The sequence below is a fragment of the Salinispora tropica CNB-440 genome (genome assembly GCF_000016425.1).
Taxonomy (GTDB): domain Bacteria; phylum Actinomycetota; class Actinomycetes; order Mycobacteriales; family Micromonosporaceae; genus Micromonospora; species Micromonospora tropica.
The window spans coordinates 812,231-838,959 of the sequence record NC_009380.1; the positions used below are offsets into that span (position 1 = coordinate 812,231).

The 26,729-nt window shown below is 69.3% G+C and carries 28 protein-coding genes, 1 tRNA gene and 4 pseudogenes; 20 read left to right on the top strand and 13 right to left on the bottom strand.

Going from position 1 to position 26,729, the window contains the following annotated elements; genetic code table 11:
* Nucleotides 1-104: 104 nt before the first annotated feature.
* Both STROP_RS03680 and trxA read right to left on the bottom strand, forming a co-directional pair.
* A complete protein-coding gene (locus tag STROP_RS03680; protein WP_011904640.1) occupies nt 105-1,142 on the bottom strand; it encodes an Rv2578c family radical SAM protein in 1,038 nt (345 codons plus the stop codon).
* Nucleotides 1,143-1,206: 64 nt separating this feature from the next.
* On the bottom strand, nt 1,207-1,569 hold the full coding sequence (trxA, locus tag STROP_RS03685) for a thioredoxin (RefSeq protein ID WP_011904641.1): 363 nt from the start codon (nt 1,567-1,569) through the stop codon (nt 1,207-1,209).
* Between the two features lie 555 nt (nt 1,570-2,124).
* On the opposite strand from trxA, the gene STROP_RS03690 reads away from it, so the two are divergent.
* The 8 genes from STROP_RS03690 to STROP_RS03720 all read left to right on the top strand — a co-directional run bounded on the left by STROP_RS03690 (nt 2,125) and on the right by STROP_RS03720 (nt 7,894).
* Nucleotides 2,125-2,640 (top strand): MaoC family dehydratase, encoded by a 516-nt coding sequence (locus STROP_RS03690; RefSeq protein WP_011904642.1) that lies wholly within the window; start codon nt 2,125-2,127, stop codon nt 2,638-2,640.
* Nucleotides 2,641-2,776: 136 nt separating this feature from the next.
* Nucleotides 2,777-3,304, top strand: coding sequence for a hypothetical protein (locus tag STROP_RS03695; RefSeq protein ID WP_026274826.1), 528 nt, complete (start codon nt 2,777-2,779; stop codon nt 3,302-3,304).
* Nucleotides 3,305-3,339: 35 nt separating this feature from the next.
* On the top strand, nt 3,340-3,963 hold the full coding sequence (locus STROP_RS03700; protein WP_011904644.1) for a TrmH family RNA methyltransferase: 624 nt from the start codon (nt 3,340-3,342) through the stop codon (nt 3,961-3,963).
* Between the two features lie 329 nt (nt 3,964-4,292).
* On the top strand, nt 4,293-4,451 hold the full coding sequence (locus STROP_RS25035) for a hypothetical protein (protein ID WP_018218449.1): 159 nt from the start codon (nt 4,293-4,295) through the stop codon (nt 4,449-4,451).
* A gap of 6 nt (nt 4,452-4,457) precedes the next feature.
* The gene (locus STROP_RS03705) at nt 4,458-5,333 is read left to right on the top strand and encodes a PH domain-containing protein (protein WP_011904645.1); all 876 of its coding nucleotides are present in this window, start codon (nt 4,458-4,460) and stop codon (nt 5,331-5,333) included.
* Between the two features lie 111 nt (nt 5,334-5,444).
* Nucleotides 5,445-6,299 (top strand): PHP domain-containing protein, encoded by an 855-nt coding sequence (locus STROP_RS03710; RefSeq protein WP_011904646.1) that lies wholly within the window; start codon nt 5,445-5,447, stop codon nt 6,297-6,299.
* Nucleotides 6,300-6,339: 40 nt separating this feature from the next.
* A complete protein-coding gene (locus tag STROP_RS03715) occupies nt 6,340-6,954 on the top strand; it encodes a MarC family protein (RefSeq protein WP_011904647.1) in 615 nt (204 codons plus the stop codon).
* Between the two features lie 31 nt (nt 6,955-6,985).
* A complete protein-coding gene (locus STROP_RS03720) occupies nt 6,986-7,894 on the top strand; it encodes a RecB family exonuclease (RefSeq protein WP_011904648.1) in 909 nt (302 codons plus the stop codon).
* A gap of 6 nt (nt 7,895-7,900) precedes the next feature.
* On the opposite strand, the gene STROP_RS03725 is transcribed toward STROP_RS03720, so the two are convergent.
* The gene (locus STROP_RS03725; RefSeq protein ID WP_011904649.1) at nt 7,901-8,329 is read right to left on the bottom strand and encodes a Fur family transcriptional regulator; all 429 of its coding nucleotides are present in this window, start codon (nt 8,327-8,329) and stop codon (nt 7,901-7,903) included.
* Between the two features lie 164 nt (nt 8,330-8,493).
* Here STROP_RS03725 and STROP_RS03730 point away from each other — a divergent pair, with 164 nt between their 5' ends.
* On the top strand, nt 8,494-8,976 hold the full coding sequence (locus tag STROP_RS03730) for a DUF2231 domain-containing protein (protein ID WP_011904650.1): 483 nt from the start codon (nt 8,494-8,496) through the stop codon (nt 8,974-8,976).
* A gap of 3 nt (nt 8,977-8,979) precedes the next feature.
* Here STROP_RS03730 and STROP_RS03735 read toward each other — a convergent pair whose 3' ends face one another.
* Nucleotides 8,980-9,372 carry a hypothetical protein gene (locus tag STROP_RS03735; RefSeq protein ID WP_043158818.1) on the bottom strand — a complete coding sequence of 131 codons (393 nt, stop codon included), beginning with the start codon at nt 9,370-9,372 and terminating at the stop codon, nt 8,980-8,982.
* A gap of 95 nt (nt 9,373-9,467) precedes the next feature.
* On the opposite strand from STROP_RS03735, the gene STROP_RS03740 reads away from it, so the two are divergent.
* From STROP_RS03740 to STROP_RS25525, 3 genes are all read left to right on the top strand, one after another.
* Entirely contained in the window at nt 9,468-9,650 is a 183-nt protein-coding gene (locus tag STROP_RS03740; RefSeq protein ID WP_018829870.1) for a hypothetical protein, read from the top strand.
* A gap of 396 nt (nt 9,651-10,046) precedes the next feature.
* Nucleotides 10,047-10,979 (top strand): endonuclease/exonuclease/phosphatase family protein, encoded by a 933-nt coding sequence (locus STROP_RS03745; RefSeq protein WP_028564031.1) that lies wholly within the window; start codon nt 10,047-10,049, stop codon nt 10,977-10,979.
* 107 nt (nt 10,980-11,086) lie between these two features.
* Nucleotides 11,087-11,374, top strand: coding sequence for a hypothetical protein (locus STROP_RS25525; protein WP_026274825.1), 288 nt, complete (start codon nt 11,087-11,089; stop codon nt 11,372-11,374).
* Nucleotides 11,375-11,388: 14 nt separating this feature from the next.
* On the opposite strand, the pseudogene STROP_RS25530 reads toward STROP_RS25525, so the two are convergent.
* Nucleotides 11,389-11,754 (bottom strand): annotated as a pseudogene (locus STROP_RS25530) (FmdB family zinc ribbon protein); the annotation flags it as partial.
* Nucleotides 11,645-12,274 carry a 5-formyltetrahydrofolate cyclo-ligase gene (locus tag STROP_RS03755; RefSeq protein ID WP_011904654.1) on the bottom strand — a complete coding sequence of 210 codons (630 nt, stop codon included), beginning with the start codon at nt 12,272-12,274 and terminating at the stop codon, nt 11,645-11,647. The pseudogene STROP_RS25530 and the gene STROP_RS03755, both read right to left, overlap by 110 nt.
* 120 nt (nt 12,275-12,394) lie before the next feature.
* On the opposite strand from STROP_RS03755, the gene STROP_RS03760 reads away from it, so the two are divergent.
* From STROP_RS03760 to STROP_RS03785, 6 genes are all read left to right on the top strand, one after another.
* Nucleotides 12,395-14,575: a GGDEF domain-containing protein gene (locus tag STROP_RS03760; RefSeq protein ID WP_187151604.1), complete on the top strand. Its 2,181-nt coding sequence runs from the start codon at nt 12,395-12,397 to the stop codon at nt 14,573-14,575.
* A 9-nt stretch (nt 14,576-14,584) separates the two neighbouring features.
* Nucleotides 14,585-15,541, top strand: a complete 957-nt coding sequence (locus tag STROP_RS03765) for a UTP--glucose-1-phosphate uridylyltransferase (RefSeq protein WP_011904656.1) — start codon at nt 14,585-14,587, stop codon at nt 15,539-15,541.
* Nucleotides 15,538-16,851, top strand: a complete 1,314-nt coding sequence (locus STROP_RS03770; protein ID WP_011904657.1) for a molybdopterin molybdotransferase MoeA — start codon at nt 15,538-15,540, stop codon at nt 16,849-16,851. The genes STROP_RS03765 and STROP_RS03770 overlap by 4 nt, the downstream gene beginning before the upstream one ends.
* A 42-nt stretch (nt 16,852-16,893) precedes the next feature.
* Nucleotides 16,894-17,541 carry a GNAT family N-acetyltransferase gene (locus tag STROP_RS03775; protein WP_011904658.1) on the top strand — a complete coding sequence of 216 codons (648 nt, stop codon included), beginning with the start codon at nt 16,894-16,896 and terminating at the stop codon, nt 17,539-17,541.
* Nucleotides 17,542-17,717: 176 nt separating this feature from the next.
* On the top strand, nt 17,718-18,536 hold the full coding sequence (gene sepX, locus STROP_RS03780) for a divisome protein SepX/GlpR (RefSeq protein WP_026274823.1): 819 nt from the start codon (nt 17,718-17,720) through the stop codon (nt 18,534-18,536).
* Nucleotides 18,537-18,706: 170 nt separating this feature from the next.
* A tRNA-Ala gene (locus STROP_RS03785) sits at nt 18,707-18,783 on the top strand.
* Nucleotides 18,784-18,947: 164 nt separating this feature from the next.
* Here the strand turns inward: STROP_RS03785 and STROP_RS03790 are convergent.
* Nucleotides 18,948-19,611: pseudogene (locus STROP_RS03790) on the bottom strand (tyrosine-type recombinase/integrase); the annotation flags it as partial.
* A gap of 267 nt (nt 19,612-19,878) precedes the next feature.
* Here STROP_RS03790 and STROP_RS03795 point away from each other — a divergent pair.
* Nucleotides 19,879-21,483 carry an ABC-F family ATP-binding cassette domain-containing protein gene (locus tag STROP_RS03795; RefSeq protein ID WP_238380276.1) on the top strand — a complete coding sequence of 535 codons (1,605 nt, stop codon included), beginning with the start codon at nt 19,879-19,881 and terminating at the stop codon, nt 21,481-21,483.
* 87 nt (nt 21,484-21,570) lie between these two features.
* Nucleotides 21,571-21,672 (top strand): annotated as a pseudogene (locus STROP_RS26300) (ATP-binding cassette domain-containing protein); the annotation flags it as partial.
* A 2-nt stretch (nt 21,673-21,674) separates the two neighbouring features.
* Here the strand turns inward: STROP_RS26300 and STROP_RS25535 are convergent.
* The 6 genes and pseudogenes from STROP_RS25535 to STROP_RS03830 all read right to left on the bottom strand — a co-directional run.
* Nucleotides 21,675-21,812 (bottom strand): annotated as a pseudogene (locus STROP_RS25535) (ArsR/SmtB family transcription factor); the annotation flags it as partial.
* A 331-nt stretch (nt 21,813-22,143) separates the two neighbouring features.
* Entirely contained in the window at nt 22,144-23,064 is a 921-nt protein-coding gene (locus STROP_RS03805; protein WP_187151578.1) for an ornithine cyclodeaminase family protein, read from the bottom strand.
* A 212-nt stretch (nt 23,065-23,276) separates the two neighbouring features.
* On the bottom strand, nt 23,277-23,822 hold the full coding sequence (locus STROP_RS03810) for a hypothetical protein (protein WP_011904664.1): 546 nt from the start codon (nt 23,820-23,822) through the stop codon (nt 23,277-23,279).
* Nucleotides 23,823-24,427: 605 nt separating this feature from the next.
* A complete protein-coding gene (locus STROP_RS03820) occupies nt 24,428-24,835 on the bottom strand; it encodes a hypothetical protein (RefSeq protein ID WP_011904665.1) in 408 nt (135 codons plus the stop codon).
* A gap of 310 nt (nt 24,836-25,145) precedes the next feature.
* The gene (locus STROP_RS03825; RefSeq protein WP_011904666.1) at nt 25,146-25,919 is read right to left on the bottom strand and encodes an HAD family hydrolase; all 774 of its coding nucleotides are present in this window, start codon (nt 25,917-25,919) and stop codon (nt 25,146-25,148) included.
* A gap of 136 nt (nt 25,920-26,055) precedes the next feature.
* Nucleotides 26,056-26,574, bottom strand: coding sequence for a DinB family protein (locus STROP_RS03830; RefSeq protein WP_011904667.1), 519 nt, complete (start codon nt 26,572-26,574; stop codon nt 26,056-26,058).
* Nucleotides 26,575-26,729 lie beyond the last annotated feature (155 nt).

A 26,729-nucleotide genomic window follows, 5' to 3' on the forward strand; every position in this document is an offset into this window, starting at 1 on the left:
CATCGACCCTATCGCCGCAGGGTCGTGGTGGGCCGCCAGGAGCGCGGGGTACACCGGTGAGGTGCCGCGTCCGGGTGCCGGGCGGAGGGGCTCGGTAGGGGCGGCTAGAGCAGGCTGAGCTGTTCGGCGCGCGGCCGGTTGGGGGGCCGCGGGTCGTCCCGGGGAGCGCCTGGATGTAGTCCGTGCCGGCGTGCCGCGATCCGGACCCGGGCGGTCAGCTCCCGCTGGTACGACTGGGGGGAGTACGCGCCTGCCCCGTACAGCTCACGGTAGCGGGGGACCAGGTGCGGAAAGGTTCGACCGAGCCAGCGGGCGTACCAGTCTCGGGCGCCGGCACGCAGGTGTAGCGCGATCGGGGTCACGCCGGTCGCCCCGGCGGCGGCGATCGCCGCCACGGTCGCCTCGATGGACTCGTCATCGTCACCGAGGCCGGGCAGGATCGGTGCCATCAGCACCTCGACGGCGAAGCCGGCCTCGGTGAGTTGGCGGACCACGTGTAGCCGACGGCCTGGGCTCGGTGTGCCCGGCTCGACCGCGCGCCAGAGCCGTTCGTCGACGAAGCCCAGCGAACAGGCCAGGCTGACCCGGGTCACCCGGGCGGCCTGGCGGAGCAGGGGAAGGTCGCGCAGGATGAGTGTGCCCTTGGTGAGGATCGAGAAGGGGTTGGCGAAGTCCCGTAGCGCGCTGATGATCTCCGGTAGGAGCCGGTAGCGCCCCTCGGCTCGCTGGTAGCAGTCCACGTTGGTGCCCATCGCGATGTGCGCGCCCCGCCAGCTGGGTGCCGCCAGCTCCCGGCGGAGTAGCTCGCCAGCATTAGTCTTGACGATCACTCTTCGGTCGAAGTCGGCACCGGCGTCAAGGCCGAGGTAGGTGTGCGTGTTGCGGGCGAAGCAGTACACGCATGCGTGGCTGCAGCCTCGATATGGGTTGATGGTCCACTCGAAGAGGCCGCGGGAGGTGCTCGGGACCCGGTTGATGATCGACTTGGCCTGGATTTCGTAGAAGGTCATTCCGGCGAAGTCGGGCGTGGGAAAGCTCCGGGCGGTGACGCCGGTCAGCGCCAGCGGCAGGGGTGGCGTCGCTGGCGCTGACCGGTCGAGGCTGTTCGTGCTCGGACTCGCGGCGAGGTTTTCCCAGCGCATGCCGGGTATTCGAACACAGGTTCGAACAGGTGGCAAGCGCTGTGGGTGCGGAGGTCCGGGTGGGTCAGTTGGGGTGCTCGGCGAGCTTCTTGCGGACGTCGTCCATGTCCAGCGCCTCGACCTGCTCGATCAGGTTCTCGAGGGCCGACTCGGGGAGCGCGCCCGGTTGGGCGAAGACGATGACCCCGTCGCGGATCGCCATGATCGTTGGGATGGAGCGGATGTCGAACTTCGCGCCCAGCTCCTGCTGTGCTTCGGTGTCGACCTTGCCGAAGACGATGTCTGGGTGCTTCTCCGAGGAGCGCTCGTACACCGGGGCGAACCGCTTGCAGGGCCCGCACCAATCGGCCCAGAAGTCGACCAGCACGATTCCATCGCCGCCGGTCACCTCGTCGAAGTTCGCCATGGTCAGCTCAACGGTTGCCATCTTCATCTCTCCGATCGCGTGGAACAGCTACCTCTGGTCGAACCAGGGCGTGCCGCGTGGAATTCCCGGGCTCCGATGACCGAAACGCGGCCGTCGCTGGTTCGGTTACGGCGGGGTCACATTCATCGATGGACGTCGGTTCTGGGTGGGTGCTGCAATACGCAAGTGCATGCCGCATTTGCGCTACCGCTGGTGATGGGAGCGCTTCCAGAGCTGCTGGGCACCACAAGACCTACGTATCGGTAACTTGAGTTGTGACATGGAGTTATCGAATTTACCTTGATCACTTGCTGGGCAGGTGTCGGTTACGCTAAGTGATGTAACAAAAAGGCAACTGTGATCCCCGTCTCTGTTGGACTGTGGCCGTCGTGCGGCAGAATCTGACGCATCAGAGCGTGGGCGGCGGGTGCCGGGGAGGGCCCCGCCGCTCATTGCGTCCGGCCTCAGGTGGCATCGGTGTGACATTTCCCGACCACCGTCGTCCCCTGGTCCGCCTTTACCATCGGTAAGGCATGCTGTGCCGAACTCATCACCGCCCGTCGAAGGGGGATCAGGATGCAGTTCGGCCGCTACTACGAGGATTTCGAGGTTGACGCGGTCTACCGGCACTGGCCGGGCAAGACGGTCACGGAGTACGACGACCATCTCTTCTGCCTGCTCACGATGAACCACCACCCGCTCCACCTGGACGCGCACTACGCCGAGACCTCAAGCCAGTTCACGCGCAACGTCGTGGTCGGCAACTACGTCTACTCCCTGCTGCTGGGTATGTCGGTGCCCGATGTCAGTGGCAAGGCGATCGCGAACCTGGAGATCGAATCCCTGCGCCATGTCGCCCCGACGTTCCACGGCGACACGATCTACGGCGAGACCACGGTCCTGGACAAGCGGGAGTCCTCCTCGAAGCCGGACCGCGGCGTGGTCGCCGTCGAGACCCGTGGTTACAACCAGGACGGCACGCTGGTGTGTGTGTTCCGGCGCAAGGTCATGGTGCCGAAGAAGGCGTACGCCGAGGCCGCTGCCGCCGACGGGGTGGACCTGGAGCGGCCGAGTTTTCCCACGCCGCGCTGACAGCGGTGCCGCGCCGGAGGTTTCAGGCGGCTTCCGGCGTGATCCACCCCTCGAGTCGTTGCGGCTTCGTCCGACTCTCCCCGTTTTGTTGGTCTTTTCTCGGTTATCGGGGCTTATGCTGGTGCCGGAGGTTCCCATGAGCCACTCCGTCGCCGGCGAGCCGCCCATCGCCGGCCGCCGCGCCGTACCGCTGACCGATGCTGCCTACTCCGCCAGGGAGTGGGACCTACTCGCCAGCCTGCCCAGCTGGACCGTCGTCGTTGCCGCCACCCAAGCGCCGGTCCGCGGAGTCGCCGCCGGGCTGGCGGGCCTCGACGCCGTCGCCGCGGGCCGGTCCTTCGACAGTGATCTGGTCCGCGCGGTGGTGGCCACGATCTATGCCCGGCACGACGGGTCAGCGAGTGCGTCGAGCGGGCGGCTCGCCGACGGCTGGCCCCGCCGAACAACCCATCGCGCCACCGCCGCCGAACTGCTCGCCGTCGCCCGCACGGCGGTCCGGCTGCTCGAGCGTCGGGCCGATCCGGCTGACTCGGCGGCCTATCGGCAGTGGGTGCAGTCGGTCGCTGCCCGGGTCTGCCACGCCGGGCCGGGCCAGGCTGGGCGGGTTGCCCTGAGTGACCGCCGGTTCCTCGACCGGCTCGGGGACGCCCTGGGGCTGGGCTGAGCGGCGCGCCTGGCTGGCCGTACCCTCTAGGACCCGTGACCGGTGAGCAGTTTGAGGTCGGGGTTGGTCCGTGGCAGGGCACCCCGCCAGACGACCCGCGCTATGACCCAGACCTGCTTGCGCACGGTGACCGACGCAACGTCGTTGACCGGTACCGCTACTGGCGGCAGGAGGCCGTCGTCGCGGACCTGGACCAGCGGCGGCACGACTTTCACGTCGCGATCGAGAACTGGCAGCACGATCTGAACATCGGGACCGTGGTTCGTAACGCCAACGCGTTCCTCGCCGCCGAGGTCCATATTGTCGGCCGCCGCCGATGGAATCGACGCGGCGCCATGGTGACCGACCGCTACCAGCATGTACGGCATCACGAGACGATCGAAGGCTTCGTCGCCTGGGCGGCGGGTGCCGGGCTTTCGGTGGTCGGCATCGACAATCTGCCCGGCTGTCGACCGCTGGAGACGGCCGCGCTGCCCCGGCAGTGCGTGTTGCTCTTCGGTCAGGAGGGCCCGGGTCTGTCCGACCCCGCTCGGGCCGCCTGCGACCAGCTCTTCTCGATTGCCCAGTACGGTTCGACCCGTTCGATCAACGCCGGCGTGGCCAGCGGCATCGCCATGCACGCCTGGATCCGGTCGTACGGCGGGCCAGCGCCGGCCTGAGGTGGAACGCCCGTACTCCACTGTGTGGTGTGAGATCACCGGCGGATCGAAGCGCGTCGGCCGTTGAAGCTCGGGGATCGTGGCCGCATGCGATAACCTGGCCGGCGAGTGCAGGGCCGGTGCTCGTGGGGTCGTTCGGCGTACCCCTCGAAGTGGACGTGCCTTGGGCTCAGGCACGGCGTACCAGCTCCGGACCATGCGGAGGGCTTGACAAGTCCCCTGGAATGTCGGAGAACGGACACAGTGAAATAACTGTACGGCATCACCTTGATACTCTGAGTGTCGCTGCGGTAATCGGACCCGGCGCCCGCGCGAGAGGATGGCCCCTCATGGTCAAGAAGGTCCTCACCTGGGCCGGTATCGCATTTCTGATCTTTTTCGTCGCCTACCGACCGAACTCCGCGGCGGACGTCTTCAAGTCACTCGGCGGTGGCCTCGTGGACATCGCCCAGGGGTTTGGCGAGTTCGTCACCAACATCGTCGCCTAGCCGACGATGGGCAGCCCCTCCGGTCCCCCCTTCGACCCCGACGACCCCGACCGGGAGCGCCGGGAGCGCGACACGGAGTCGATCCCCCGTATCGACCCGGAGGACGGATCCGGCTACGGATCCGGTCCGCCCCCGTTCGAGGGTCCCGCCCCGTTCGACGAGGCGAGGTTGGGTGACGGTCCGGGGTTCGCCGACGACAGCCGGTCGGGGCGGACCTGGATCCCAGACCCTGAGGCCGAATACCAGCCGCCGCAGATCTCCGAGGACGAGATCGCTGGCCTACGGGCAGATGCGGCCGGCATGGCGCCGCGCCGGGTCCTGCCGCTGGAGGATGAGCCCAGTTCCCTCGTCGCCCGCTATCTCTTTCCCACCGAGCGATACCGGGGTGAGTGGAAGCGACACTGGATACACCTCGCTACACCGCTGCTTATCGGCGTCGTCGCCACCTTCGTGCTGGGCTACCTCTCCGGCTTCCTCGCCGGGCAGGACGTCGGTGGGCTGACCACCGTCGCGGTGCTGGCCTGGTTCGCCGTGATGGGTTGGGTGGCGTGGCGGGTCGCCGACTGGTGGTACGACCGGTTCATCCTGACCAACAAGCGGGTGATGGTGGTCAATGGCATTATCACCCGCCGAGTGGCGATGATGCCGCTGGTCCGGGTCACCGACATGAAGTACGAGCAGACGCCGGCCGGGCGAGCGCTCAACTACGGCACGTTCGTCCTCGAGTCCGCCGGTCAGGAACAGGCACTGCGTGAGATCAAGAACCTGCCCAACCCGAACGAACTCTACCTGCGTGTCGTCGAGGAGATGTACGAGCCGCAGGCGGTCGAGGCGCGGCTGGGCAAGGAAGCCGACGAGGCGAAGGCCGACGACGGCGCCTGAGGCAGCGCCGGACGAGGGTGACCACGTCGCCGGGGGAGCCCGGAGTCGCCGTCCGAAAGGTCGGTGTGCCCGGGAACCGTTCCGGCCCACCCCAGCCGATAGCGTCGGGCGGTGAACACTCGGATCGATCTGCACACCCACTCCACCGCCAGCGACGGCACCCTCACCCCCGGCGAGCTGGTCCACGCGGCGGCGGCCGCTGGCCTCGACGTCGTCGCGATCACCGACCACGACACCACGGCCGGCTGGGAGCCGGCGGTCCGGGCGCTCCCGGCCGGGCTGCGGCTGGTCCGCGGTGCCGAGCTTTCCTGCCGGTGGGACGGGGCGGACCCCGCCGTGTCGCTGCATCTGCTCGCGTACCTCTTCGACCCGGACAACCCGGACCTCACCGCGGAGCTGGGCCGGGTCCGGCATGCCCGCCTCGAACGTGGCGAGCGGATCGTCCGGCTGCTCCAGGCCGACGGTCTGGAGGTGAGTTGGTCGGAGATCCTGGCCGGCGCGCAGGGCGGGACGGTCGGCCGGCCGCACATCGCCCAAGCCCTCATCCGGTCTGGACTGGTCGCGACGACGAGTGAGGCGTTCGGTCCGGACTGGCTGGGCGAGCGATATCGACTGCCCAAGGAGGACATCGAGGTCTTCGAGGCGGTCCGGTTGGTCCGGGCGGCCGGGGGCGTCCCAGTGTTCGCCCACCCCCGGGCCACCCGGCGTGGTCGAGTAGTTCCCGACGAACTCATCGCGGACCTCGCCGTCGCCGGACTGGCCGGGCTCGAGGCGGACCACGAGGATCACACCCCCGCCGAGCGGGCGCACGTGCGGGCACTCGCCGCCGACCTGGACCTGCTGGTGACCGGCGCCTCGGATTTTCACGGTACCCACAAGACGGTCCGGCTGGGTGCCTTCACCACCGACCTGGCGGCCTACGAGCGGATCGTCGCCGCCGGGGTGACCAGCGTCGCTTCCAGGTGAGGCGGTGTGCGGCCCGGTTCGGCGCCGTTAGGTTGATCAGGTGGATATCAAGCTCTTCGGCGAGGTCTTTGTAACCCTGCTCGTGATTGTTGACCCGCCGGGCATGATGCCCATCTTTCTGGCGCTGACCGGACCGCTGTCGGCCCGGGACCGGCACCGGGCGGCCTGGCAGGCAGTGGCGCTGGCGCTCGGGGTGATCGCGATCTTCGCGGTGGCGGGCTCGACCCTGCTCGACTACCTGCACGTGGACCTGCCCGCGTTGCAGGCCGCCGGTGGCCTGCTGCTCGTGCTGGTCGCCCTGGAACTGTTGACCGGCAAAGCGGACGACCCCAGCCAGCAGGCCACCTCGAACATCGCACTGGTGCCGCTGGGCACCCCGTTGCTCGCCGGTCCCGGCGCGATCGTGGCCACGATGCTCTTCATGCAGCAGGCCGACGGCGCGGCCGACATAACCGCGATCGCCGGCGCGATCATCGCCGTGTTGCTCGCCGTCTGGGTGGTACTCCGCTTCTCCGGTGGGATCGTCAAGATTCTGCGTCCGGGTGGCATCGAGGTGCTGACCCGGATCGCTGGACTGTTGCTGGCGGCCATCGCGGTTCAGCTGATCGCCGACGCGGTGGCCGCCTTCGTCACCCAGTACACGACCGCGAGCTGACTCCGTCGGGGGCGGATGGCAGGATCGCGGTGTGCGACGAGCTGGCCGACCTTCCACCACCCCGCCGCGACCCCGCGTCGCCGAGCCCGAACAGCTTGGCTTCGAGGGCATGCCGGAGCGGCTCTTCGTGTGCACTCCCAGCAAACTCGGCGCGTACGCGGACTGCCCACGGCGCTACCGCTACTCCTACCTAGACCGGCCCGCCCCGCCCAAGGGGCCTGCCTGGGCGCACAACTCGCTTGGAGCCAGCGTCCACACCGCGTTGAAGAACTGGTATGCGCTCCCCGTTGACCGGCGACGGTCGGCGGGGCTGGCGACGCTGCTCAAGGGCACCTGGGTACGCGACGGCTACCGGGACCACGAGCAGGAGCGGGTCGCGTTCCGGCATGCGTTGGGCTGGCTTGAGGCGTACGTGGCGACGCTCGACCCGGAGACCGAACCGCTGGGGGTGGAGCGGGTGGTCGCGGTGAAGACCGGGGTGCTGGCGTTCAACGGCCGCGCCGACCGGATCGACTCCCGGGTCGGGCCGGCGGGGGCGGAGCTCGCTATCGTGGACTACAAGACCGGCCGGGCCGGGCTGGACACCGACGACGCCCGGGGCTCGCAGGCGCTGGCGCTCTACGCGTACGCGGCGGAGCGGGTCTTCCGCAAGCCGTGTCGTCGGGTGGAGCTCCATCACCTGCCGTCCGGGACAGTCGCCGCGCACGAGCACAGCCCGGAGTCGCTCGCGCGGCAGGTGACCCGGGCTGAGGAGACCGCTCGGGACATCATTGCCGGTGAGCGATCGGTCGCCGCCGGCGGCGATCCGGACCAGGCATTCCCCACCGCCCCGGGACCGCGCTGCGGCTGGTGTGACTACCGGCGTCACTGTCCGGCCGGTGCGCAGACACCGGGGAAGGATCCGTGGGCCGCCGTGGAGCGGGTGACCGACGGCGGGTGACACCGGTCAGTCGTCGGCGCGGCGGCGGGCCTGGCACCGGGGGCAGAGACCCCAGAAGGTCACGTCGGCCTCGTCCACCTCGAAACCGTGGGCGGTGTTCGGGTCGAGACAGGGGGCGTCGCCGACGGCGCAGTCGACGTCGGCGATGTCGCCGCAGCCCCGACAGACCACGTGGTGGTGATTGTCGCCAACCCGGGCCTCGTAGCGGGCGGGGCTGCCGGCCGGCTCGATCCGGCGGGACAGCCCGGCCCGTGACAGCGCGCCGAGCACGTCGTAGACCGCCTGCGTGGAGACCGAGTTGAGGCGCTCCCGGACCCGGCGGGCGATCTCGTCCACCTCCAGGTGGCCTCCGGCGGCGAGCACGTCGAGGACAGCGAGGCGGGGGCGGGTTACCCGCAGACCCTTCGACCGGAGCAGCTCCTCACCACTGGACATGCGCCAATGACAGCACGCGACAACCGAGAGCGACAACCGAGAGCCGAACCGACGGGGTGAACCGGGCTGATCACGACTGCGTGTAGCTCGGGTGTGGGACCTAGGCGGGTGGGCCGGGTGACCGTAGGCTGGCCGTCCCGTGACGGCAATCACCGGAGGTGCGCATGTTCAAGGAGTTCATGGGTCTACCCGCCCACGTTCTTGTGGTGCACGCGGTAGTCGTCTTCGTGCCGCTGCTAGCGCTGGTGTCGATCGCCTACGTCGCGCTGCCTCGGTTCCGGTCCCGAATCGACTGGGCGCTTGTCCTGCTGGCGGTGACGGCACCGGCCACCGCGTGGGTCGCGGTGCAGTCCGGCGCGGAGCTGACTGATGTCTTCACCGCCCGTGGGCTACAGGGGCCGATCGTCGATCAGATCGCCGAGCATTCTCGGTACGGCGACCTGACCTTCCGGTACGTCCTGGCGCTGGCCGTCGCCGCCATCGTGCTGCTCGTGGTGACCAGCGGCCGTCCGCGCGTGCCGAAGCTGCCGGGTTGGGTGACCCGCGTGCTGTCGGTGGTGGTGATCGCGCTCGCCGTGGTCAGTCTCGTCTACGTCGCTCTCACCGGGCACACCGGCGCCGAGGCGGTCTGGGGCAACACCCTCTGATCCTCAGCGCACCAGCCGGAGGCAGAACGCGCAGCTGAGTGCCAGCAGAATCACGGCGGCGACTGCCCCGACGATCCAGGTGAGGTGCTGCGCCCGCTGCTCGGCCAGGTCCAACGCCGCCTGGTCCTGTCCGGGGAGCTGTCGTGGTGGCGGCGGCTGGAGGTACAGCGGCGGATGCCAGTCGGCCGGCGGTGGGGTGGTCGGTGGCGGGCCGGTGTATCCGACCGGAGACGTCGGCGTCGGGCCGGGCTCGCCGAGCGGAGCACCGGGCGCGTTGGGTGCGCCGGACGGAGCGGTGGCCGGGCTGGGCGCGCCGGGCGGGTTGGGTGCGCCGGACGGATCGCCGGCACCGGGGGGCCGCCAGTAGTCGTCCGCGGAGCTGCCGGGAGTCGTCACGCCCGCTGACGCTACCAAGGGGCAGCCGGCGGTGCCGTCTGGTCGTCGGGCGTGCTGGGCAAGGGGCGGCGCGTCCTGGGCTAGGGTTGGCGCTCGTGACCCACCAGGAGCCGGGGAGATCCGGCGCGCGTGCCGAGGACCGGACGATCACGCCGCGCGATGGCAGCGGCTCGATGCTGCCGGAGCGGGCCACCGACGACACCGATCAGGGCTGGGGGGAACCGACCGGCGGAAACGACGCCTGGTTGCTCGAGCAGCGCCCGCCGCACTGGGACTGAGCATTCGGGCCTGATCCGGCTGTCCTAGCCACCAGCACCAGTGGGCGTCGGGTGCCCTGCCGGCCGCGTCGCAGGAGCGGCCCCAATCCGGAAATCTCCCTGCCCGGCACGCTGATGTCCGCCGCCCGCGCGGTGGCGCCGCCATCAGCGCCGCACACCGGCCAACCTGCGCTGGGTGGCGGTGCCTGGGCGGATCGCCGCCGCAACGTTGTTTGCTTGAAGTGTGGTGATGGCCGCCATTGTCAAGTGAATTATGACAATGATTGTGAAGTGCGTGTATATCTCCGGGTAACTGCTGATGAAGAATTGACGGTGGTCCTTGTGGTGAATGGTTGGCAGATGTGACTCTTGTCCCGTTGTTGGCATTGAAGGGAGATTGAGTTGCTTGCTACAAGATTGATCACCGCCTCTGTGGTCTCGCTTGCGCTGCTGCTCGGGTCGGGTACGGCGGCGGTGGCCACGACCACGACCACGGCCACGGCCGCGACGAGGACCTACAACACCTGGGTCTGGAACGTTGCCGGCTGGACGATGAACGGCGCGTCCACAACGAACGGGCTGATCACGGCGATCACCGACTCGATCCGGAACAGGTCCGCAGACTTCGCCGCACTCAACGAGGTGTGCCGGGGCCAGTATGTGGCCGTTATTGAGAAGCTGCGCGACCTGGGCTGGCCGGAGGACGACAGCAATTTCGCCCGGTTCGAGACCTCCCACTCCACCGCCTGCGACGGCGAGCCCTTCGGAAACGCTATCTTCAGTAAGGCCCCACTCGGTACCGCCTCGCACTACACGCTGTCCTCGGACGGGTCATCCGAGGACAGGACGCTCTTGTGTGCACCATTATCGGCTACGCCGAAAGTGGTGTTCTGTGCCGCACATATCACGCCATCTGACGCGATTATCGATGGAAAGAATATCAATGAGCGGCAGTTGGACGAGGTGCACAGCCTTATGGAGACCTTCAACGCGCTTGGGCTGACCGTCATTCTGGCCGGTGACCTGAACAACGAGCCCAACCTCGACCCCTTGAACAAGTGGTACTCGTCCAGCCTGAACACCCAGTACAACTCGGCCAACTACGGCAGCTATCGGGAGTTGGACGACACGGATACCCGTTGCGCCGGGTACGGCGAGATCACCGTCGACAACGGCGACACCGGTGGCCCGTGTGGGTTGGGCCGCAAAATTGACTTCATCTTCGTACGAGAGAACCGCCTCGCCGGGTCGTACACCGGTGACTCGCTCTCCATCTCCACCGTGTGCGGCGGCTACTGTTCCGACCATCGGATCGTGATCGGCACCGCCACGGTTGACGTGAACCTCTGACCCGATCGGTTCGCCCCCCTGCCCACCGAGCTGACTCCAAGCGATCACGGGCAGCCCCTGCGTCTGGACGGCCCCGCTGAAGGACCGTTCTCGACCGGGGGCTGCCCGTGATCGATGTGCCGGGGTGGGGCGGGGTCGCCCCGCCCCTCGCTCAGCTGGTGCCGCTGCCGGCGGGGGTCTTCTTGCCGCCGGAGTTGGCCGAGGCGCCCGTGCTCTTCGAGGAGGTTGCGCCGCCCGCTGCGGAGCCGTTCGACGCTGATCCGTTCGACGTCGATCCGCTCGAGGTCGAGTCCTTCGAGGTCGAGTCGCTCGACGAGCCGGAGTCGTTGCTCGCGGCGGCGGGCTTGCCGGCCGTGCTACCCGAGCCGGAGTCGGTGCGGGAGTCGGTGCGGTAGAAGCCCGACCCCTTGAACACGATGCCGACGGAGTTGAACAGCTTCCGCAACCGCCCCGCGCAGGTCGGGCACTCGGTCAGCGGCTCGTCGGTGAAAGACTGCACCGCCTCGAGCTGGTGGCCGCACGCGGTGCAGGCGTACTGGTACGTGGGCACGTTCTCCTCCGGAACTGGCGCTGTCGGTTGGCACTCGGCATATTCGAGTGCCAATGGTGCGTCATCACCCCCGGGTTCGTCCAGCGGACGTGTGGGGCGTGACACCGGCGCGGGTTCAGCGCGGTGCGGCACCGTCCAGCGTACGCAGGCCGTTGGTCGGGGTGACCACAGCGTGGACCGGGCGGTCGTGCGGCTCCACCGGTAGCGCGTTGACCAGCTCGCCATCGTGCAGCGGCACCACGGTCAGGGTGGTCGCCGGGACCCGGGCGAGCGCCCGATCGTACGAGCCGCCTCCCCGCCCCAGCCGCACACCTCGCCGGTCCACCGCCAGCGCCGGCAGCACCACCAGGTCGGCCGTTGTGACAGCGGCCTGGCCGAGCGGGGGCGCGGTCGGCTCCCGCATCCCCCGTCCGGCGGCGACCAGATCGTCGGGCCCGGTCCACGGTGCCCAGTCCAGGTCAAGGTCGGCCCGGAGTACCGGCAGCAGCAGTTCGGCCCCCTCCGGCAGCGCGGCGTGCAGCACCGCCGGGAGCTCGGGGCCCCCCGGTTCGGAGGCAACCGGCACGTACGCCGTCATCCGGCGCGGGCGCAGTCGGCGTACCAGGTCGGCCAGGTCGGCCTGGACATGTCGGGCGGCGGTGGCCCGCTCCGCGTCGCCGAGCCGCCGGCGGCGGGCGAGCAGTGTGGTGCGCGTCGCAAACTTCGCATCGCGGGTCACTTCCGCTTGATCAGAAAAATCTGGCACGCAACACTCCTGACGCAGGGTTCATCCGGGAGTGACTCTGTGTCAGCATCGCAAGCATCGGCCGCGAAGTCCCGGGGGGACCGAGTGACACTACGGGCACGCCTAACCGCAGCCTTCACCATGGTGGTGCTCGGTCCGGTGCTGGTCGGGGCGTACTTCGTGGGATCGGCCGTGACCAGCGCCGATCGAAGTCGGTCCGCCGACCGGCTCGCGGCTGCCGCGACCGCCGTCCGAACCGCGGTCGACGCGCTCTGCCAGCAGCTGCGGGCCGCCGCGGAGGCGGTGGCCCTCGCCGACGACCGGGCGGTCGCCGCGCGGAAGATGGTCGATCGGGGTCTCGCCGCCGCCGTACGGGTCACCGACATCGAGGGGCGGGTGCTCCACGCCACCACGCCGCTGCCCGCTGAGCCCTGGCGGGACTGCGCGGGGCGTACCTCGGCCGGTGCACCGCCTGGTGCGTTGGCCGTCCGGGTGGACCTGCGGGACGCCACCGGGGTTCCACGGGGCACGGTCACCGCCGCGCAGCCGGTCGACCCCGCGTTCGTGGCGCGGCTGGCGGTGCTCACCGGGGCGGCGGTCACCCTGCTCGGCGGCCCGGACACGGCCAGCCAACTTCGGCACACCACCGAGTCGGCGGGAGTACGGGAGGCGGTACTCGGTGCCGTCGGTGGAGTGGACGGCGAGCAGGTCGTGGGCACCGTCGACGGTCGGTACGTGCGGCGGGTCGGTCCGTCGGACGGGCAGCCGCTGTCGCTGGTGCTCTCCGTTCCGAGCGACCGGCCCCCCAGCCTGTACGTCGCTCTGGTCGCCGTCGTGCTGTTGGCCGTGCTGTTGGCGGTGGTCGTCGCCGGGCGGCTGGCCCGGGCCACCAGCCGGCCCTTGGCCGAACTGGCGGGAGCGGTGGACCGCGTGGCCCGGGGCGACCTGACCGTGCGGGTGCCGGTGCGGAGCCGGGACGAGATCGGGCGGCTGGCCGGAGCGTTCAACCGGATGACCCGGGAGACCGGCACCTACGTCGCCGCACTGACCAGCAGCCGGGACCAACTGCGCGGACACCTGGAAGTGCTGGGGGACACCCTGGCCAGCACCCATGACCTGCAGCGCATCCTGCGGGTTATCTTGCACAGCGCGATCGCGGCGACCGGTGCCCGCGCGGGGGCCGTGCTCCTCGTCGATTCGGGTGGGCTGCTGGTCGCGCAGGCCACCGAAGGGCTCGAGGTGCCGGCCGGTGGGCCGGGGCCGAATCGGGTCCCGCTCGGCGACCTGGTGGGCGCGGTTACGGTCAGCGGAGAGGCGCGCCGCGGCCGGGTGGAGCCGTCCACGGCGTCGCCGGGGGAGCCCCCCTGCCGGACGTACATCGCGGTGCCCTTCGCAGCCCCGCGGGACGGCGGCGCCACGCGGGCCGACGGCGCGTCCCCCTCCGTGGGTGGCCCGCCGGACGGTGCGGCACCGGCGACGTTCGGCGTGCTCGCCCTCTACGATCGGCTCGCTGGGGAGGAATTCGACGACGACGACCTTGTCACGCTGCGCACCTTCGCCGGACATGCCGCGGTGGCGGTGGACAACGTCCGGGTGCACGAGGAGACCCAGCGGCTGTCGCTGACGGATCCCCTCACCGGCCTCTGGAACTACCGCTATCTGCGCCAGTCGCTTCGCCGCGAGGTGGAACGGGCCACCCGGTTCGGTCGGATGCTCAGCGTCCTCGCCCTCGACCTGGACCGCTTCAAGCACGTCAACGACACCCACGGGCACGCCGCCGGGGACCGGGTGCTGGTCGAGTTCGCCCGGCGGATCCGCGGCGAGATCCGTGAGGTCGACCTCGCCTTCCGGTTGGGGGGAGAGGAGTTCGTGGTGCTGCTACCGGAGACCGACGTCGTGGGCGCGGCCATCGTCGCGGAGCGGCTCGGTGCGGCGGTGCGGGACACCCCGATCGCTGTCGACGGGCTGGGCGTCCCGGTCCTGGTGCCGGTGACCGTCTCCATTGGTGTCGCGGTCCACCCCGACCACGGCGGCACCGGACAGGAGGTGCTCAATGCCGCCGACGAAGCCCTGTACGTGGCGAAAGCCAGCGGTCGAGACACCTGCCGGGTCGCCCGGGCGGCGAAGGCACCCGCGCTACCGGTGCCGGTGTGCTCGGACGAGGGGACGCCTCCAGCCGACGCGCGGCATGAGACGTCGGAGCAGGCCGGTGCGGCCGGCGGGAACGGGTCGGAGACCGACGTGGCAGCGGGGTCCGGGGCGGTCACTCCCAGCGGCGCGACTTCCGGTCCTCACCCGCCACGACAGAGCCGTGGCCGATAGTCTCGCGGCATGTCGGAGCACTCAGCGAACCCTTCATCGACGGCCACCACGACCGGCGGGCCCCGCGCGGTCAAGGCGGTCATTCCGGCCGCCGGGCTCGCCACCCGCTTCCTGCCCGCCACCAAGGCGGTGCCCAAGGAACTGCTCCCCGTCGTCGACCGGCCGGTGTTGCAGTACATCGTCGAGGAGGCCACCGAGGCCGGGATCACCGACGTCCTGCTGATCACCGGGCGGGGTAAGACCTCCATGGTTGATCACTTCGACCGCCGTCCCGACCTGGAAGAACGGCTCGCGAAGAAGCCTGAGCTGCTGGCCGCGGTCAAGCGGACCGAGGACCTGGCCGCCATCTACACCTGCCGGCAGCCGGAGCAACTCGGGCTCGGCCACGCCGTCGGCTACGCCGAGTCCCACATCGGAGACCAGCCCTTCGCGGTGCTGCTCGGGGACGAGTTCGTGAAGCCGACCGAGCCGTTGCTGCCGGCCATGTTGGAGCTGCAGGCCCGTACGGGCGGGATCGTGCTGGCTTTCTTCGAGGTCGATCCCGACGAGACCACCCGGTACGGCATCGCCTCGGTGGCGCCGGCCGAGGCGGAGTTCGCCGACATCGCCGAGGTGGTCCGGGTGACCGGCATGGTGGAGAAGCCGGAGCCGGAGGAGGCCCCCAGCAATCTCGCCGTGTTGGGCCGCTACGTCCTTCCCGGGCGCATCTTTGACGCGATCCACCGGACCGAGCCGGGCAGCGGCGGCGAGATCCAACTGACCGACGCGATGGAGATCCTGCGCACCGAGGGGGTGCCGGTGCACGCCATCGTCTATCGGGGCACCCGGTACGACACGGGCATGCCGTTGGGCTATCTCCAGACCGTCGTGCAGATCGCCGCGGAACGTGACGACCTCGGCGCCGAGTTCCGTGAGTGGCTCGCCGACTTTGTCAACGCGGGCTCTTCGGGTGGTCCACGTACATGACCGCGACGGCCGACGCCGAGGCGGCCGTGAACGAGTTGACGCCGCTCGCCGAATACCTGGGCAGTGTGCTGCGCAGGTTGCACGCGCTGCCGCCACTCGACCTCGACCTCACCCAGGCGTACGGCAACGTCCTCGCTGAGGATGTCGTCGCGACGCACTCCGTCCCGGCCTTTGACCAGGCAGCCGTGGACGGATACGCGGCGTGCTGGGAGGACATCGCCGCCGGTGGCCGGGGCGTCGGGTACCTGCCGGCCCAGGCTGGCTCACCGGGCGGGCGGGTCGTGCAGCTCAACGTCGTCGGTGACCTGGGCGCCGCGAGCTGGCGTCCGGTCCGGCTCACCCCGGGGGCCTGTTTCTCGGTGGCCGCCGGGGCGCCGTTGCCGATCGGCGCGGACGTGGTGGTTCCGGTCGAATGGACCGACCAGGGGATGGCCTCGGTGGAGATCCACCGAGTACCGAAGCGGGGGTACAGCGTCCGCAAGACCGGCGAGGAGATTCTGGCCGGTACGCTGCTCGCCCGGGCCGGCACCTACGTCTCGCCGGCGCTGGTCGCCGTACTGGCCGCTACCGGAATCGGGCACGTGGTCGTCCGGCCCAGCCCGCGTGTGGTGGTCGTGGCGACCGGCGACGAACTCGTCGAGGTGGGGCGGGGCAGCCAACCCGGCCAGGTGGTGGACGTGAACTCGCACGCGCTGACCGCGGCGGCAGCCGAGGCTGGCGCTCTCGCGTATCGGGTGGGTATCTGCGACGACGACCCGGAGGGGCTGCGGGGGCTGCTGGAGGATCAGACCCTGCGGGCCGATCTGATCATTACTACCGGCGGCACCGGCACCGGGCCGGGCGACATGGTCCGGCGAATTCTCTCCCGCCGGGAGGGGAACCGGACCGGACCGGTCGTCTTCACCGAGGTGGCGCTCTACCCCGGGACCGCGCTCGGGTTCGGCACGGTCGGCCCGGAGGAGGTACCGGTGGTCTGCCTGCCCGGCGATCCGGGGGCGGCACTGGTCGGTTTCGAGGTCCTGGCCCGACCGGTGATCAATATGTTGGCCGGGGCGGAGCCGGTCTTTCGCCCCGGTGTTCGGGGACACCTGCTGGAGACGATCTCCTCGCCGGCGGGGCTGCGGGAGTTTCGGCCGGCGCACGTCGCCGAACGGCGCGGCGGCGGATACACCGTTCAGCCGCTGCGCGGCGGGCCACTGGCCCTGTCCGGGTTGGCCGAGGCGAACGGATTGTTGGTGCTCGGTGAACGGGTGACCACCGCCGCGGCGGGTTCCACCGTGGATGTGCTGTTGCTGGACCGGCGTCGGTGAGGTGCTTGCCCCGGCCGGCACCGTGGGCGGAGGATCAGCCGGGTGAAGCTTCTGGGACGCCGCACGCCGGGATGGCCGGTCGTGTTGGCGGACGGTCCGGTGCTGTTGCGGCCCTACCGGCGCTTGGACGCCGTGGCCTGGTCAGAGGTACGCCGCGCCAACGAGGCGTGGCTCGCGCCCTGGGAGGCGTCTCTCCCCGGCTCCTGGGCCGAACTGAACTCGCTCGATGCCTTTCGCTGGGTGTATCGGGAGCAGCGCCGCTCGGCCCGGAACGGCGAGAGCATGCCGTTTGTGGTCTGCCTCCGCGAGGGAGGACGGGAACGCCTGGTCGGGCATCTGAATGTCGGCAGCATCGTGCGCCAGGCGTTCTGTTCGGGCTGCGTCGGCTACTGGGTGGATTCCCGGGCGGCGGGGCGGGGCGTCATTCCTACCGCGCTTGCCCTGGCCGTGGACCATGCCTTCGGGCCGGGCAGGCTGCACCGGATCGAGATCAGCATCCGGCCGGATAACCGGCCGTCGCGTCGGGTGATGGAGAAGCTGGGCTTTCGCGAAGAGGCGTACCACGCGCGGTACATGCATATTGATGGTGCCTGGCGGGATCACATCGGGTATGCCCTGACCAGCGAGGACGTGGCGGCCGAGGGGGGCCTGCTGGCTCGTTGGCACCGGCTGCGGGCGGCGACTGGCTGAACTGTCCCGGCTGGGACGATCGGCGCGGCGTGCCACCATCCGGTGCCTTCGCCCGTAACCTCAGGTAACTGCAAGCTACGGCATGTGCAGTCCGACCGTAGGATCTTCGGCTCAAGGCCGAAACATAAAAGATCATTCGGCTGGGCTGTGTTTGCCTGAATTCGGTGACGGGAGGGGTGAGGGTGCCGACCTCGGTGCTCCTCGCCGTCCTCGCTGCTGCCGGCCTGCTCGCCCTGGCGCCGGCCCTGGTCCGCCGGTACGACGCGACCGAGCGGCTGGCGGCGGAGCGGGCGAAGTCGACGGCGCGGGTGCTCCAGCGCCGTCGACGACGCCGTACGGTCCCAGGTCGCCGGCCGATAAATCCACCGCGTTCGCTATCGGTCACGTTAAGTGAAAGCAGGGGTTTCGGTGTCGCCGTCGCCGAACCGGCTCCCGGGTCCCGCCGGTCGGACCAGCCGCGTGTGGTTCCAGCGCCCCCCAGCCGGCAGCGTCGGATCGGCGGGCGCGCGGCTGCCGGCCCCCGCCGGCCCCCGCCGCGCCGTCGCCAGCACGCCCCGGCCGTCTACCGGCGGCGGCGGGTGCTCGCCGCGCTGGTCCTGCTCAACGCCGTCGAGTTGGTCGGTGTGCTGTTCGTCGGCCCCGGATTCTGGATCGGCTTCGCGGTCACCGGCACCCTGCTCCTGGTCTACGTCGCCCACCTGCGCTCTCGTGCCCTCGCTGACCAGCGTCGCCGACGCGCCGAGGCCCGCGAGGCAGCCTGGCTGGCCGCCCGCCAGGCCGAGGTGCGGCGCGAGCAGGCACGCCGGGCTGCGGCCCGGCGTGAAGCGCAGCGTCGCCTGGCGGCCCAACGGGAGTCGGTGCGCCGTACCGCGATGGGCCTGGACCGGCCGGCGGACCTGCCGGCGGCGGCGAATGGCGGGACCGTCTCCTACCGACGCGCCGGCGGCCTCCGTGGGCGCCCGTACCAGTCCGGCCGCGGTGCCCACCCGGCCTGACCTCAGAGATCGTCCGCCCAGCAGAAGCCGGACGCCCCACCCGCTCGGGTCGAGGTCGCATCCCCCTTCGCCGCGTCGGGGGCAATTCGCAGGGCGGTCAGCGACCTGTTAGCCTTATCGCCGGCCCGCTCGGTGTATGCCGAGTGGGACCACGCCGGTACGCCGGCGGAGGGGCTGTGGCGCAGACCGGTAGCGCACCTCGTTCGCATCGAGGGGGTCAGGGGTTCAAATCCCCTCAGCTCCACCACAAAAACGGCCCTGACCAGCAAGAGTGCCGGTCAGGGCCTTAAGTTTGTCTATGCGATTTTGAATCACCCCCCGAAAACCCCCACAAACGCCGGGTGCGGCCACGTTCGTCGGCGGGGCGGATCTGCCCGCGATGCGGGGCCGTCAGGCGTTCATTCGTGCTGCCTAGGCTGTCCGGGATTGCCCATGATCGCGGCGCTCGATGCCCGTTGTCGTCGGGCTGGCGCCGAGTTGTTCGAGGATGTGGGAGCTGTCCGGGGCGAGGGCGGGTTTGACAACATAGTGCTTCTTGGTGATCTCCTTACTGCCGTGCCCGAGCTGGGCAGCAGCCTGGTCGGTGTGGGCCTCTTTGTCGATGAGGGTGGCGACCGTCTTGCGGAAGGTGTGTGGGGTGACCCATTCGAGGGCTGGTGTCGGCGCGGGCTTGGCGCCACTGCCGGCGCACGTTGTGCGGGGACATCCAGGTGCCGCGCCGGGAGGCGAAGATCGAATCGTGAGGGTCGTCGGCGGCGGTGAGCTTGCGGGCCAGCAGCATCCCAACCGCGAAGCGGGGCAGAATGACGGCCCGATAGCCGGCGTCGCTCTTGGTCCACTCCTGTCGGAAGAATCCCTTGCCCTTGAGGTAAACGATGGTGCCGCAGATGGTTAGGGTCGGGTGTTCGGCGGCGAGGTCCGCCTCTTCCCACCGCACGGCCAGGATCTCGCCGATGCGGGCGCCGGTGGCGAGCATGAGGTCGACGATGTCGGCCAGGTCGCCGGTGTGCCGAGGTCCCGGTTTACCGGGCGTGGGCTGTTGCCATTGACGGATCGCCGAGCGGACGCCTTCGACGGCGGCGATCACGGTGGCCATGTCGAGGCGGCCGAGCCGCGGGTCGGGACGGTACGGCAGCGAGGCGGACACAGCGCGGAGCGCACCCGGCCGGTGTCCGTGAGATGTCTCGGGTTGACGAGACGTCCGATTCGTGTGATTGTGGCTGAGTGATCTACTGACACGCACCCAGTCCGCTGCCGTGGCCCGCCATGTTCTCGTGGTCGTTGCGCCCCGGCGGGCAGTCGATTCCTTTTCGATTCGGCGATTGGTATCCGCGTGTCCAACGTGTCTGTTCTGCATGCCCGCGACCTGGTGAAGGTCTACGGTGACCGCATCGTTCTCGACAATGTCTCGCTCTCCGCGGGACCCGGCCAGCGGCTGGGCCTGGTCGGGGAGAACGGGATCGGGAAGTCCACCCTCCTGCGGCTGCTCTCCGGCGAGGAGGAGCCGGACGGCGGCGAGGTGCAGCGCCCCGCTGACACCGAGTTCCTGCGTCAGGAGCTTCCGTTCCCGGCCGACGCCCCGCTCAGCGCGGTCGTTGACGAGGCACTCGAAGAGTTTCACCGGGTCCGTGACCGGCTCGATGAACTCGGTGAGATCCTGGCCGCGCGACCCGAGGACGAGACCGCCCTCGCCGAGTACGGCGACCTGCTCGGGTGGGCTCAGGACCACGGCCTGTGGGACGCCGACCATCGGGCGAAACTGGTGCTCGACGGCCTCGGCCTGTCGGGTGTGGACATGGCGCGTCCGCTGGGTTCGCTGTCCGGCGGTCAGCGCACCCGTCTGGGTCTGGCCGCTCTGCTGATCCGGCAGCCGCGGGCGGTGCTGCTGGACGAGCCGACCAACCACCTCGACGAGGAGGCGGTCACCTTCCTGGAGCAGCGGCTGGCCGAACTGCCGGGCGCCGTCGTGGTGGCCTCGCACGACCGGGCGTTCCTCGACGGGATCTGCACCGACATCGTCGACCTCGACCCGTCCCGGGGAGGTGTCACCCGCTACGGCGGCGCCTATTCCGACTACCTCGAGGTCAAACGCTCCGAGCGGGCGCGCTGGGAGCAGCAGTACACCGCCGAGCAGAAGGAGATCAAGGAACTGCGGCAGGCGGTGGCGACCACGGCGCACGACGTCAACCACGCCCGGTCGATGAAGGACAACAACAAGATCGGGTACGACCGGCACGGCGGCCGGGTCCAGAAGCAGATCTCCCGGCGCGTGCGCAATGCCCAGCAACGCCTGGACGAACTCACCGCCAATCAGGCCAAGCGGCCGCCGGCCCAGCTCAGCTTCACCGCCGCCATGACCGGCACCGGCCCGCAGGAGGGCAGCGTCTCGCTGCGCAAGGTACGGGTCGACGGCCGGTTGGAGATCGACGACCTCACCGTCGCGACCGGGGAACGTCTGCTGATCACCGGGCCCAACGGCGCCGGTAAGTCCACGCTGCTGCGGGTGCTGGCCGGCGACCTGGAGCCGGACGCCGGCGCGGCGTACCGGTCGTCGGGACTGCGCGTCGCGTTGCTCGAGCAGGACGTCGAGTTCCCCGATCCGCAGCGGACCGCCCGCTCGTACTACGCCCAGGCGGCCGGTGAGGACCCCGCGGTGCCGCTGTCCCGGCTCGGCCTGCTGGCCGGCCGGGACACCGAACGGCCGGTCGGGCAGCTCTCCACCGGCCAGCGCCGGCGGGTCGCGCTGGCCATGCTGGTGGCCCGTCCGCCGGACGTCCTGCTGCTCGACGAACCCACCAACCATCTGTCGCTGCGCCTGGTCGAGGAACTGGAGGAAGCACTGCACAGCGCGCCGGGCGGTGTCGTCGTCGCCTCACATGACCGGTGGCTGCGCCGTGGCTGGCAGGGTCCCGAACTGACCCTGCTCGACGGCCGAATCCGGGCTTGATCGCCGGAGAGGAGTCTCATGTCTACCCAACTCACACTGCACGCGGTGAGCAAGGCGTACGCCCACGGTCGGGTGTTGAACGCGGTGTCCGCAACGGTTCGCGACGGCGAACGGGCCGCCGTGGTCGGTGAGAACGGAGCCGGGATATCCACCCTGCTGCGCCTGCTCGCCGGGCAGGAACTGCCGGACGTGCCGGTCAGGCTCATCCCGGTGGGCTCGGCGAGCTCGCCGATGGTGGACGGGCCGTCGCCGAGTCGGATCAGAATGCCTCGGCGGGCCGGATCGGCCAGCGAGGCGAACACCCGGTCGAGGACAGGTTGGTGAACCATGTAGTTCGCCTTATAGCACTGAACCTTTAGGTTCAATGAATGCTGCGCCGGTGTTCGTGAGCGAGTCCGTAGAGTCGATCGCGTCGCGGGATGTACAGGCGCCTCGACCACCCGCCGTCGAGAAGGGCAGCGGCAGACGACACGCGAGAAGCATCGAAGCTTCCCTCACGGTGTCGCCTGGTACGACGGTCTTTCGGATGGGCGCGTGCTACTGGATGCCCGGACAGAGGTTTCGAAACGCTCCGGTCCGGCGCTCTTGGCTGGGCGCCGGGTGTGGCCGTCCGGAACAGGGGCCTTCGGCGAACACGTATGACACTCCCGGAGCCACCCCTCAGGCGAGCAGATCGATGATGATCCGGTCCGGAGTCCTCGCGCGCTGGTACAGCGCCCAGGTCAGTGCGAGGTCTTGCCACGGGAGTCCGACGGGCGCGTATACCGTGACCGGCTTCTCACAGGTGCGGGCGGGCAGGGTGCCTCGGACAACATCGGTGAGGGTCCCGGCAGCGGCGCTGGCGTCAAGTCCGGCGTTGCCCAGCGCACCGGAGCGGGCGGCGAGAGCCAGGTCGTCGACGATGACGCGCGCCGTGCGCAGCAGATCAGCGGACAATTCGATCTTGCCGGGCTCGTCGGCGCCGAGCGTTGTCAGATGTTGTCCAGGTCGCACGCCGGACGCGTCGAGTAGCGGTTGGCGGGACCAGGTGGTGAGGACGACGACGTCGACGTCGGCCGCCACGTCGACGGCGTTGGCCAGGACGAAGGGGGTCAGCGCAGCCGCGCGATCGCGGTCCAGGTCGCAGGCGACGACCCTGCGCCAGCTACGCAGGTGTCGTAGACCTGCCAGGGTTCTACCAGCCTGCGCACCGGCACCGACGAAGCCGAGCGTGTCGGCGCCCGACGCGGCGAGCAGGTGGGTGCCCAGCGCGGCGGCCAGCCCGGTACGCCACGACGTGATGGAGGACGAGTCGGCCAGGGCGAGCAGTTCGCCGGATTGCAGATCGTGCAGGCACACCACGCCGCGCAGTGCCGGTGTGGCACCGGGAAACTTGGCATTCGTTTTCACGGTGTATGCCGGTATGCCCGGCAGGAGTCCCGGCATGAGGCAGGTCGCGGTCCCCGGGCCGGGAAGGTCGGTACTGACCCGAAGCGGCGGCTCGTGCGCAGCTGGCGCCGTGAATCCTTCACGCAGTATGTCCAATACGTGCCCTGTATCCACGAGCTTGTCCACACGTGAACGCGTCAGTACAACAGTCACGGTGGCATGATCTCAGCCGCCAGTCTTCCTAACCACTTGGCTTATCCGCAGCTCGCAGCGTCGATGCCGGCGCACCACAGCCGGCGCACCCTCGTAGCGGCAGCGCCAGCGCTGCCCCCGCCGTAGCGCTTCGCCTGTACCTTCTCGCCGTTGAGGCCGCGCTTGCTCAGGTACCACAGATCATCGACGGCCGGAGTCGTCCGCCTGATCGGTCAGCCGCACGTCTGACGGGTCGTAGCGCAGGGTGCCGACCGACCTTGAAAGCGCGGGGACCGGTGCGGCTGGAACTCGGCGTCCAGCAGATCGGCTGCCTCCTCGACGGCGGCCATGAACTCTTCCGGTGGGATCCTGGCGACGAAGACCCTGCCCAGGTCATCCGGGAAGGGATGGTCTGCCTGCCAGAACGCGAAGACGATCACCACGTCTTCGTCGAGGTAGGCGTACTTCACGACGTTGTCGACGGTCTCGCCCCACTGCATGAACCAGAACTGCTCCCGGAACTCCGTCTCGTCTGCGTGGAGCAGCCGAAAGATCTCCTCTGGCTCGAGGCCCGGGAAGGGGCAGGGCTTGATGTCGCGTCGGCGCACCTGCGCCACGCTCGACCGCATAGCGTGGATGAAGGATGGGAGGAAGGCCCAGTTGTCGTTGCTGGTCAGCCTCTTGCCAGCCGCCCACAAGTCGACGACGCGGAGTTGGTGCGGCTCGACCGCACGGATCTCCACCGCGAACGTGGCCCGGTCACCGAAGCGTCGTGTCATCAGTCCACCGACGCAGTCATATCGAAGGCCGCGCCTGGCTGCGTGGGTCGCCATCCCTCGGCCATCGCCTGCCGGACGATCGCAGCGACCGCCGACGGAAGAACGGGCTCTGCCGGTCCGCCAATCCAGTTGCTTGGATGATCTTGAGGCATGTTGACCAGCAACACCCTGCCCGTACCGTCGACCTGTTCCACAGCGACTGCGAGCGGTCGTTCACCCAGCCCTTGGGCGTAGGTTGGTCTGCCGCGCACTCGCCACCTGTAGGTGACCCCGTCAACCGTAATGAGCCGAGAACCCTTCTTGACCAACGACATGACGATCCTCATCGAGGTAATGGGCCGGGCGCACAGCGCGCCCGATGCGGCGGTCAGTATGGGGCAGCGAGAGACGTGTGAACGGCGAGGCGACACAGTGTGTGCCGCCTGCCCTCAGAATGTCGCCACGCGCCGTGTAGATCAAGGCGATTGCCAGGCTGACCGTCCCATCCCCGGAAGGAGACACAGGAACGCGCTCGGGTGGGGCGACCATCCGGTACCGTGTCGGCTCCGACGCACTCATCTGTCGACGAGCAGTGCGTGGGAAGGTGGGCTCAAGCGGCCTGCTGCTCAATCGCCTTCGATGTATCCCGTGTGGGGGTCGACCATGGCCAGGAAGTCGCGGATGTTCTCCCTGTGCTCGTCGAGCGACAGCTCCAAGGTCGTACCCGCACCGAATCCGTAGCCGAGGTTGGGCCCGCTGAGCCACGTGTAGTCGGTGCCAGCGTACTGGCTACTGCGGAGGGTGAATGTCTCGCCGTCGACCTCAAGCGTGAGTGAGGCGGCGTCGTCGGCATCATTGGTGTTGGGGTGCAGGCCCGGCACGGCCTCCGGGTGGGCCTTCCCATCGCCACTGCCGCTGTCTGGATAAACCGCCTTCACGCGGCAATCTTCGCGGATGTGCGCGACCGACGTACACATCTGCCGGAAGTCGTGCGGCACCGGAGTCGCACGCCACCAGGTCGCGACGACGATCACCTGTCAGCTACCTCGCTGACATTCGTCCGGCGGCGTCGGGCCGTCTGGTCGTCGGAACCGGTGATACGGCAGGGCAGTTAGTCACTGACCTGAGTCGATGCCCTCGACCGGGTGGCGTACCTCATGATGGAGCTGTCGAGTGAGTGTCTGGGACTGCCCACTCCCGCATGGCTGGGACCTCGCAGTCGCGGAAGCATGTATGACGCGCTCGTTGTCGGGGTGCGGACCTCATCCCCGACCGAACAACTCGCCCACCTTTCTCGGTCACCGGAGAGGCCGGCGATGAGGCGTACGTCGGCGGGAGACTTCGTCAGTCATCAGCGACGGTGCTGCTTCGATGCAGCAGGGCGAGCAGCCCGTGGCCGTCCTCGACCCGAGCGTCGGGTCGTACGTCTGGGTGAGGGGGTTCTCGGTCGGTGCGGGGGGAACGCATCAGAATGGCAGCGCCGGCACCGGCTCGGCGGGCGCACACGATGTCGCGGTGCACGCTGTCGCCGATGAACCAGCAGCTCCGGATCGGTACGCCGATGGCGTCGGCGGCGAGTTGGGCGAGGCGGGGGTTGGGCTTGCGAGGCCCGGCCTCGTCGCTGTAGAACTCGGCGGCGAAGCGCTCGGACAGTCCGACGGTGGCGAGGAAGTCTCGGTGTGCGGCGCCACAGAGGGTGTTGCTGACCACGGCCATCGGTAAGCCCGCCTCGGTGGCGGCCCGCAGTGCTTCTGGCACGCCGGGGCGGACCTGCCATTCGGACCGCCAGGTCCAGGCGTACGCCAGCGACGTGGCCTCCCGTTCGACGGCGTCGCGAGCGGGCTGCGGCCAGGCCCGGGTGACGAAGTCCGCCCAGACTTGGGTGTGTGGTAGCTCCACCGGATCGTCGCTCGTGCCGACATCGTCACGCCACGAGGCGTAGGAGCGGGCCCCCTCAGCGAGGTCGCTGGTGATCCTCTCGGTGGAAACTGTGCCGTTCACCAAGGTGAACAGCCGGCGGACCATTGCCGCTGGTGCCGGTGGTTGTCGCGGAGCGTCAGCAAGGACACCACCGAAGTCCCACAGAAGGGCGTACGGCTCTCGCAGCATGCCGCCCATGATGCGACATGACACCGTCGATAGCTAACTATCGCCGCCTCGTTGGCCAGGCCGTGATCGCGGGTGGCCGGGCCAACGGCGTTCCCGCCGGTCGATGACAATTCTTTGTGGTGGGCTTTCCTGGGTCGGGCGGCGATCAGAAAGCGCCGGTCGATCCGTCGGTCAGCTCACGAAGGATGTCGGCGTGGCCGGCGTGACGGGCTGTCTCCTCGATCATGTGCACCAGGATCCAGCGGAGCGAGACCTCGCCGAGCTGCGGCTGCGGCACCACATGATCGAGGTCGAACCGGGCGGCCACCGTTCGGGACCGGTCGCACTCTGCCTCGTAGGCCGCCGCAAGCCGCTCGACGGTATCCTCGTCGGCCAGAGCGAAGCTGGCCAGCGCGCTCTCCTCGGTGGTCAGGACGACCACCGATCCTGGGTCGAGAAGTGCCGAAAACCAGTTTCGCTCTACGAGGGTGAGGTGCTTGACCAGGCCGGCGACCGTGGTGGCGGACGGCACCAGGCGGCGGGCGGCATCGGTCTCGGAGAGCCCACGCAGCTTGCGCAGAACCGTGCCGCGGTGGAAGTCGAGGAAGGATTCGAGCACCGCGCGCTCACTGCCCGTGCGAACCTGGACAAGACCAGCAGTGGGATCGACATTCCTCTCGACCATGTCGGGACCTTAACCGGCTACTGGTGCTTTCGCTGCCCCGACCTTCGTACGGGGCGGGGGATGCGTCGCGGAGCCGGTTGGTGCAGGTGTCCGGTGACCGCCCGGCTGATACTACGCACCGCTATATCGGTGATCATCGAAATTTAGTCGTATCA

What these genes read in the sequence shown, in the direction of transcription:
- STROP_RS03680 (WP_011904640.1), bottom strand. Translation starts at nt 1,142, where the DNA reads ATGCGCTGGGAAAACCTCGCCGCGAGTCCGAGCACGAACAGCCTCGAC.
- trxA (WP_011904641.1), bottom strand. Translation starts at nt 1,569, where the DNA reads ATGGCAACCGTTGAGCTGACCATGGCGAACTTCGACGAGGTGACCGGC.
- STROP_RS03690 (WP_011904642.1), top strand. Translation starts at nt 2,125, where the DNA reads ATGCAGTTCGGCCGCTACTACGAGGATTTCGAGGTTGACGCGGTCTAC.
- STROP_RS03695 (WP_026274826.1), top strand. Translation starts at nt 2,777, where the DNA reads ATGAGCCACTCCGTCGCCGGCGAGCCGCCCATCGCCGGCCGCCGCGCC.
- STROP_RS25035 (WP_018218449.1), top strand. Translation starts at nt 4,293, where the DNA reads ATGGTCAAGAAGGTCCTCACCTGGGCCGGTATCGCATTTCTGATCTTT.
- STROP_RS03705 (WP_011904645.1), top strand. Translation starts at nt 4,458, where the DNA reads ATGGGCAGCCCCTCCGGTCCCCCCTTCGACCCCGACGACCCCGACCGG.
- STROP_RS03725 (WP_011904649.1), bottom strand. Translation starts at nt 8,329, where the DNA reads ATGTCCAGTGGTGAGGAGCTGCTCCGGTCGAAGGGTCTGCGGGTAACC.
- STROP_RS03730 (WP_011904650.1), top strand. Translation starts at nt 8,494, where the DNA reads ATGTTCAAGGAGTTCATGGGTCTACCCGCCCACGTTCTTGTGGTGCAC.
- STROP_RS03760 (WP_187151604.1), top strand. Translation starts at nt 12,395, where the DNA reads ATGGTGGTGCTCGGTCCGGTGCTGGTCGGGGCGTACTTCGTGGGATCG.
- STROP_RS03765 (WP_011904656.1), top strand. Translation starts at nt 14,585, where the DNA reads ATGTCGGAGCACTCAGCGAACCCTTCATCGACGGCCACCACGACCGGC.
- STROP_RS03770 (WP_011904657.1), top strand. Translation starts at nt 15,538, where the DNA reads ATGACCGCGACGGCCGACGCCGAGGCGGCCGTGAACGAGTTGACGCCG.
- STROP_RS03810 (WP_011904664.1), bottom strand. Translation starts at nt 23,822, where the DNA reads ATGACACGACGCTTCGGTGACCGGGCCACGTTCGCGGTGGAGATCCGT.
- STROP_RS03825 (WP_011904666.1), bottom strand. Translation starts at nt 25,919, where the DNA reads ATGGGCGGCATGCTGCGAGAGCCGTACGCCCTTCTGTGGGACTTCGGT.
- STROP_RS03830 (WP_011904667.1), bottom strand. Translation starts at nt 26,574, where the DNA reads ATGGTCGAGAGGAATGTCGATCCCACTGCTGGTCTTGTCCAGGTTCGC.